The sequence below is a fragment of the uncultured Shimia sp. genome (genome assembly GCF_947498095.1).
In the GTDB taxonomy this organism is placed as follows: domain Bacteria; phylum Pseudomonadota; class Alphaproteobacteria; order Rhodobacterales; family Rhodobacteraceae; genus Shimia.
The window spans coordinates 1-7322 of sequence record NZ_CANMJE010000029.1; the positions used below are offsets into that span (position 1 = coordinate 1).

Genomic DNA, 7322 nt, shown 5'->3' on the forward strand with positions numbered 1-7322 from the left:
GAAACCATCATACCAATGGAACCCAGGCCGATCATGCACTAACAATCAACTTGGACCCGTCAGATAGGGCTGCTCACTATGCGCAACAACCGGATGTACAACACCTAAATTGATCTCCATCACGTCGTGTACGAAACCACGGATTTCAGCCCGAGGCCAGCAAGCAACTATCGGTTCTCAGACCAAAGCGACCACCTTATCGCCGCTTTGCGGCCTAGTAGTTTATTCTCCGTAGGTGCTCGCTGACTCGAAAGACTCGAGCCATTCCTTCGCGTAGTCTACATGCTCCCAGCCCTCCATCCATGGACCGCCGCGAGTGTAATGGATTGCGCGTGGTAGCCGGTCCGTTTTTGGGCTGTGGCCCTCGAGCCAGTTCCAGTCAGATGAAACCGACCCTATCTCGTCATCTTCGAGCCAGCAGAATCGATGCAAGTCGCGACCGGGAACCGAATTGAGCAATTCCAAGGTCAGCTTTTTATTTGCAGGGTGAAACCTGTTGAACACCATCATGCTGGACCAGTTTTTGCGGGAATACAAGAGCTGTGCCTGCCCATCCATCTTGGTCGTTTCAGAGGGCGCGTAGTTGTGGTGGACGCAAAACAGGGCCTTGTCGGTGCTCAGCTCTTGCACCAGATCCGCCACGTCCCCAGTCCATAGAAAATCACAGTCACAAAACAGAACCCATTGGCTTTTCGAATGATGTTTCTCGGCCAGCAAAGGGGCAAAGAAACGGGAAACTGCGAACTCGGTCGCCATCGGCGCGCCCGAAATAACATCCCATAGGCGGCCATCGCGCGTTTCGGTTTCACGCGTGTAAAGGCCCGCTTCCTTGAGCTCGCCCATCACAATTGGGATGATGTTGAGCTCAATACTGCTGGCGGACCTGATGGAATTCACGCAGGCCTGATAGGCATCCTTTTCCCGGGGGTCCCACCCAACACAAACGTCAATTCCCATTCTAGTCTTCCTCTGCTGCTTTGTGATCGACGGTCGGCCCGCGTCGCCCTGTCGGCGCTGTGCGTTGTGATAATCCTTGATCAGGGTTTCGTGCCAGCCCGCGCACCTGAAAGCTTGTTGAATTGTCGCATGATTTGCCGCTTCTTTCGCGCCAAAAAAGGCGGGCGCGGGTCGGTATGCTGATGTGTGTCTGCCCCCGTTTTTTCGAGATCTGTGACGCGCGCTTCGGCCTTTTCAAGAGCCAGCTGGAGCTCGACAATCTCTGCTCTCAGCGCGGTGCCGTCCCGGAGCGCCCTGTTGGCCGTTGAGGATAAGGTGGCCGCTTTCGCCAGGTCACCCGGATCGTTGATCCCGGCTGGTTGGCTCAAGAACTCGGCAGCCTTTGCATAAAAATCCTGATCCGAGTTTCTCGCATACAGATCTTTCAGGGCGCTTGAACGGTCCGACAAAGTCTGCAGGGCGGCCGCATCGTGCAATGTCCTACCCAATGCGTCGATCGGTTGAGCTTTCATATGTTCCAGTTCGACCGGCTGGCCTGTATCGAAGACAAACACAGGCTTGGCGGACACGGCAGCATCGACCACCACGCTCGATGGCCCTGTCGCAACCAAATCAATAGCGGGCAGAAGGCGGTTCAGGGGTGAGTCTGACAGCGTTCCGATGATCTCGTCGAACAAGCGAACGTTGGGGAAGTGACGAAGAACCAGAAAGGGGTCCACGCCATCAACCGGATGCGGTTTGACCAGAAAGAACGTATCGGGATTGCTGGCAATGACCTTTTCGTAGCCGGCAAGCGATGTTTCCTGGCTTTCGTGTATGCCCCAGCGCCCGCGGAGGTTCTTTGAGCAGAGCAAGACCGCCTTGTCGAACCGGTTGCGATCCACACCCAGTTTCCACTCCAAATGAGACGGCGGGTACAACAATTGGTCCGCGAATTTCGGACTGCCGATCGGCTGATTCTGAGCGTCGGAAATGTGGCCCCAAGGGAATTGCCCGCCAAACACCTCATGGTGATGTTTGTTGAGCCGCCTTTGTTCTTCCGCACTCCAGGTGAAGAGTGTCTCAGATGCAAATGAGATAATCTGGTCGTCGAATGGTCTTGGCCAGACGCCGTGTTGCAGAAGAACCGTCCGGCAGCCATGCAGTCGCGCTGTTGCGGAGAGCTCAAACCCGCTTAGATGCGCCGCAGTTGCGGTGCTTTCTGCACCCAAAATCAACGTGCGCCCGGCGATCTCTGCGAAATCGAGGTCCGGGACCTGATCGAAAACCGTAGTCTTGACGTTACAGCGTGTCAGGAATGAGATGATGGCGCGATGGTGAAGCGGTTGCAGCCCGCCGCGTTTGATTAGTACATGTACGCGATCTCTTGGTAGAACGTCCAGAAATGGCCTTATCAGCGACCATTCCTGAGAAAAATGCAGGGCGAAGACGAAGTCCTGCGCGCTGGCAGGCTCGAATGCCTTTCGCTTCTCGATGCGGTACCCAACGTCGACAACCGCGTCGATGTCGCGTTTCAGGAGGCTAAGGTCAGGCGCGGACGTCACTTTTTCAAAGTGGACATACCTTGGCTCTCCGAACTCAACATCCTCAAAAACGTCAGTGTTCATCCAGTGATGGACCAACTGGAGATCTTCGACATCCGGAAAGTCTGGCTTGTGCTGAGCCTCCGGAAACACATCAATGGTTTTAACTTCGAACCCTGCCAATCTGAAGCACGCGATCCATGCCGCGATGGGCAGAAGTGTAGCATGCAACAAGTTGTCATAGGCGCTCGGGCGGGTGGAGATGGACACGATCAGGTGCTGGTCCGCCAGCGTTGCAAGGTTGTGCACCGCTGCGGCGACATGCTCCCGATCGATATGTTCCAGAACATCGAAGCAACTTGTCAGGTAACTGTCATCTGTCGCGTGGATTTCGTTCAAAACCCTCCGGGTGGCACTGTCGTCCGAGACGGCCAGATTGAAGGGGAGGACCGGAGACCCAGGCAGCGCCCCAATGTCGGTTGTGGTTGTGGTAATCCCTAACTCGGCAAGGTCGCGCCCCAAATTGCCCTGACCGCCGCTCACATCCAGATGTTTCTTGCAGCCGAGGCCAAGAGACTTTTCAGCAACAAGAGAGGGCAGAACGCTGCGATCAAAACTAGTGTGCTCGCCACGCCGGGCGCGATAGGCGTCGTTGTAGAGTGCTTCGTAGTCTGTCACACATGCATGCATTGCAGCCTCCTGAGGGGTTTTGAATAGCACGACCGAAATAGTTTATGTCATGTATCATTTAGTTGCACCACCCCGCAGCGTCTTTCATCGACGGTTTTGCCGCCAAGCTGACATTTGTCGCTTTTACAGCGAACGCCCATTTTCCGCCCGTCTTGACCAATGGTCTGCCCAGATCCGATGTCACCTTTGGGCTCAAGGCAGTCATCTGAGTCATTTGATCGGACGTCCACTTTGGCTCCGCGAACTACCATTGGCGCGAACGTTTGCAAACTCCGCTCGACGCCCAAACTTGCGGTTCGTCGTGCCCACGCACAGCCAATGCGCGCCCCCATTGAACCGGTTATTTACTTCTCCAGGTGCCGGATGACTGTCCACGACATCCGACGCCTTTATGCCGGCCAGTAAGGCAAGAGAACGAGCCCAAGGCACGCATTTCTCTTTGCGGAATAAGGATCGCTAAGAACCGATAAGGGCCAGTTCTGCGGAAACAAACACTCTCCAGGCAAGGCCGAAACGCCGCAAACCTTTGACAATAAGGGCATTTGAAACAAATCGTGAAGGAAGGCTCACCGCTTGCAAATCCGTGTACACCGGTTCGATTCCGGTACTCGCCTCCATCAAGCAAGCGCTTGAAAACAGTAGTGATAATGACGGTGAGGCCCACGCGCAAGAACTGTCCACGGATTTTCCTGGAGGCAGCATGCTCACAAAAGACGCACTCAAACTCTGTTCTGAGAAACACCTTTCCGACCTGAAATTTGGCGACGAAAGACTGCGCCAGCTCAACCGCGCACTCGGGAAATTTTCCCGCCGTGAGCTTCATATGATCAAGCAAAAAGAACTGACCGACGCATTGTCACAGTGGCAAGGTGCAACCTGCAACCGCTATCGGTCCGCGCTCTTACATTTCTGGAGGTGGGCTCGGTCCGAAGGACTGATAGATTTGAACCCCACATTCATGCCTGGGAAAGAGGCCCCACGAGATTAGTACTTCACGTTGGCACAGCTTCGTGCTCTCTATGAGGCTGCGGATGATCGCGGAGGCTGGGAAGGGTTCTGCAAGCTGCTTATCTTGACAGGCCAGCGTAACAGCGACTTGATGAACTTCTCACCCAACATAATGTTTGGCGACGAGGTGCATCTGCCCACTTCCAAGAACGGGACCTCCCACATCATCCACCTGAACCATCGCGCTCAGGCTGTCGTAAAAGATGGGATGCAGTGGCTGGGGAAAAAGACTTTTGCGGATATGAAACGCCGATGGTTTGAGGATGCAGGAATTCCACTGTCGTTCCAGCTGCGCGACATTCGCCGCTCTTTTGCTACGCATATGGTGGAGAACGGAGCCGACGAGAACGTGGTTGATCGAATTCTGAACCACCAGGCCGCCGCTACCCAGGCTAGTGTTAAGCGAACCTACAACCGTGCTGGCAGGTTCACAGAGCGACGTCAAGTTATGTATAACTGGGAGAGCCTGCTCCTTGGCTCACATAAGGTGACAACGGCCACAACGGACGACTGGACCAAGCTGGCAACGCACAAGGGTTCCGCGATGATGAGCTTTGGCCTCAATAGGCACAAGTATCGAAGAGCTTAGGCTGTCGAGCTGCTGTTTGAGATTACTGATGGTTCACCTTGCAGGTCCTAATTGACGGCAGAAGGATTTAGATCCACACCCTTCGACAAAGCCTGGGGGTAGTTGGCAGCCCCCCCTAATACGGTTCAACATAGGTGTAACTCTTACATGGCAGTGGCAAAATCCGGTGTCACCTATTAGTAAACAATCAGGCCCAGCACACATTAAGTTAATGACCTGCCTCCAAAATTACAAAGCAAAGAGTCTACAAATCTAGGGGCACCGCAGTTCTCGAGATTTGCTGGAGACTTTAAGGACAGAGAAGACATTAGTCAGCTCACTTGCTGAGGATAATGGAAAGCAACCCATATTTGCTTTTGCGAAACTGACAGCCCAGAAAACCATTTAATTTCAACAACCCTTGTGATGAATAGAAAAGGCTTGTTGTCCATGAGAATGAAAATGGAGCTCAGTGCCATTGAGTGACCATTTTTTCTTCGAGGTTTACTAATGGCTACCGGGCGTGTTTTGAAGTACTTGAAAGGAGAACTTTCTCTCATCACAAGACGCTAGTTCAGCACTCCGCCCGTCTCAAGCTAGTTTCTTCTGACAGTGCCGACGCTTTACAAAACGTCTGCATCGTCAAATATTACAAACAATAAGCATACGCAACGTCCACAATGCACGAAGCCACCTCGGAGGTTGACACCTAACCCGAGAAGAAATCGCCTGATTGGAGGCTCAAAAAAACATGTCGATCACAAACTACATCACGTTCATGCTGCTCAGTGGCTTGGCTAGACTCAGCCCGCCTCTGCCGACCCGGATGACGCGCCGGTTTCGCAACTCAGCGAATAAGCGCGATCCAAGACGCACATTCCATGTCCACGAGCAGCAGGTGACGAGCCAAGAACGAGGCTATGTGGCCGCTGATTTGGTAGCTGATTTTGTAGAATATGCACCGCCGCCGCCCTTTGATCCAAAAGTCAAATTGATCGCGCATTACCTCCCGCAATTTCACCCCGTTGAGGAGAACGACGAATGGTGGGGCAAGGGGTTTACCGAATGGACCAATGTCGGCAAGGCGGTACCCAACTATCCAGGACACTACCAACCCCATTGCCCCATTCACTTAGGGTACTATGATCTTCGATTGCCTGAAATAATGGAGGAACAGGCCAAGATCGCAAAGGCTTATGGCATCGGCGGCTTCTCGTATTATTTCTACTGGTTTGGCGGCAAAACACTGTTGGAAAGGCCTTTGCAGCAAATGTTGCAGCGCCCCGAAATCGACATGCCTTTTTGCCTGAACTGGGCCAATGAAAACTGGACGCGCCGCTGGGATGGCAGCGAGCATGACGTGCTGATTTCGCAAGATCACTCAATCGCGGATTCCGTGGCTATGTTGCGACACGTTCGGCCTTATATGGAAGACCCTCGCTACATCACGATTGACGGTAAACCTGTATTCATTGTCTACCGCGCCAATATTATTCCTGACATTTGCGCCATCACTGAAGCGTGGAGAGCCGAGGCCAAACGCTGGGGGCTGCCAGGCCTTTATTTGATTGCCGTCCAAAGCTTCGACATCAAAGATCCAGGGGTCTTGGGCTTCGATGCCACCTGCGAGTTTCCCCCACACCAAGCCAGACGCAAGGATATCACCGACAATATGCAAGTCTTTAACCCTGACTTTGCCGGGGCGATCTATGACTATGGAACCATGATTGCAGGCTCAAAGGCGCAGCGCGAGAAGGACTATAAGTGTTTCCGGTCCGTCGTGTTGTCGTGGGACAACACCGCACGCAATCAGAACGCAGCCCGCATATTTGAACGGTTTTCAATTTCCGCCTACAAAGACTGGTTGACCACGCTTTGCCGCCAGGTTCTACACCAGCCGAAATACACTGAAGATGAGAAGATCGTCTTCATTAATGCTTGGAATGAATGGGCAGAAGGGACTCATCTGGAGCCTGACCGAAAATATGGGTTTGCCTATTTGCAAGCAACAGCAGACGCCGTGCGCACAGCGGAAGAATGCTCTCAGACTAATTCAGCCTCCACTCAGCCTGGACTGTGAGACTTTTCTACAATCGGTGGTGTCAGCTAAAGTAGAACTCGTCTCTGCTAGGCCAACATTACTGTCCTTCATGTTGTGCTGAGTTGACTCCTCTCGGCCAGAGCGGCAGCAAGGCTCGCCTTGAAAATTGGTCTAGTACAGATGCCGCGCTCAGAATGAAATGCTTGTGAACCGAAGCCTGTAAGGCCGCGATTTTTCGTGAACATCGCACTCGTCGGTGACCTGCTCGTCTGAAATGTCCGACGTTTGAGATTAGCCTGTTCTGCAACTGAGGAGACAGACGATGAAGCGAAGAACAGATGATTGGATTAATTGAATAAGTTGATTGCTGAGCGGCTGGTGGATGAATCGAATCTCAAGGAGCTATTCGGAAAACCTTTGAGGCTTGGTTCAAGACGACGAGCTATGTACTGGCCCATGACTGAGCAGCCCTATCTGACGGGTCCAAGTTGATTGTTAGTGCATGATCGGCCTGGGTTCCATTGGTATGATGGTT

The 7322-nt window shown here is 53.1% G+C and carries 4 protein-coding genes; 2 read left to right on the forward strand and 2 right to left on the reverse strand.

The genetic code is table 11. The annotated features are described in order from the left end of the window. Positions 1–222: 222 nt before the first annotated feature. Positions 223–957 carry a hypothetical protein gene (locus Q0932_RS20300; protein WP_299357068.1) on the reverse strand — a complete coding sequence of 245 codons (735 nt, stop codon included), beginning with the start codon at positions 955–957 and terminating at the stop codon, positions 223–225. Positions 958–1037: 80 nt separating this feature from the next. Further along, complete coding sequence (locus Q0932_RS20305; protein WP_299357071.1) at positions 1038–3170, reverse strand: hypothetical protein; 2133 nt, start codon at positions 3168–3170, stop codon at positions 1038–1040. A 997-nt stretch (positions 3171–4167) separates the two neighbouring features. Here Q0932_RS20305 and Q0932_RS20310 point away from each other — a divergent pair. Both Q0932_RS20310 and Q0932_RS20315 read left to right on the forward strand, forming a co-directional pair. Next, positions 4168–4767: a tyrosine-type recombinase/integrase gene (locus tag Q0932_RS20310; RefSeq protein WP_299357073.1), complete on the forward strand. Its 600-nt coding sequence runs from the start codon at positions 4168–4170 to the stop codon at positions 4765–4767. Positions 4768–5497: 730 nt separating this feature from the next. Then, complete coding sequence (locus Q0932_RS20315) at positions 5498–6826, forward strand: glycoside hydrolase family 99-like domain-containing protein (RefSeq protein WP_299357075.1); 1329 nt, start codon at positions 5498–5500, stop codon at positions 6824–6826. The last annotated feature ends 496 nt before the right edge of the window (positions 6827–7322 follow it).

Bases quoted from the DNA above. Each gene is read 5' to 3' on its own strand.
- Q0932_RS20300 (WP_299357068.1), bottom strand. From the start codon at position 957: ATGGGAATTGACGTTTGTGTTGGGTGGGACCCCCGGGAAAAGGATGCC.
- Q0932_RS20305 (WP_299357071.1), bottom strand. From the start codon at position 3,170: ATGCATGCATGTGTGACAGACTACGAAGCACTCTACAACGACGCCTAT.
- Q0932_RS20315 (WP_299357075.1), top strand. From the start codon at position 5,498: ATGTCGATCACAAACTACATCACGTTCATGCTGCTCAGTGGCTTGGCT.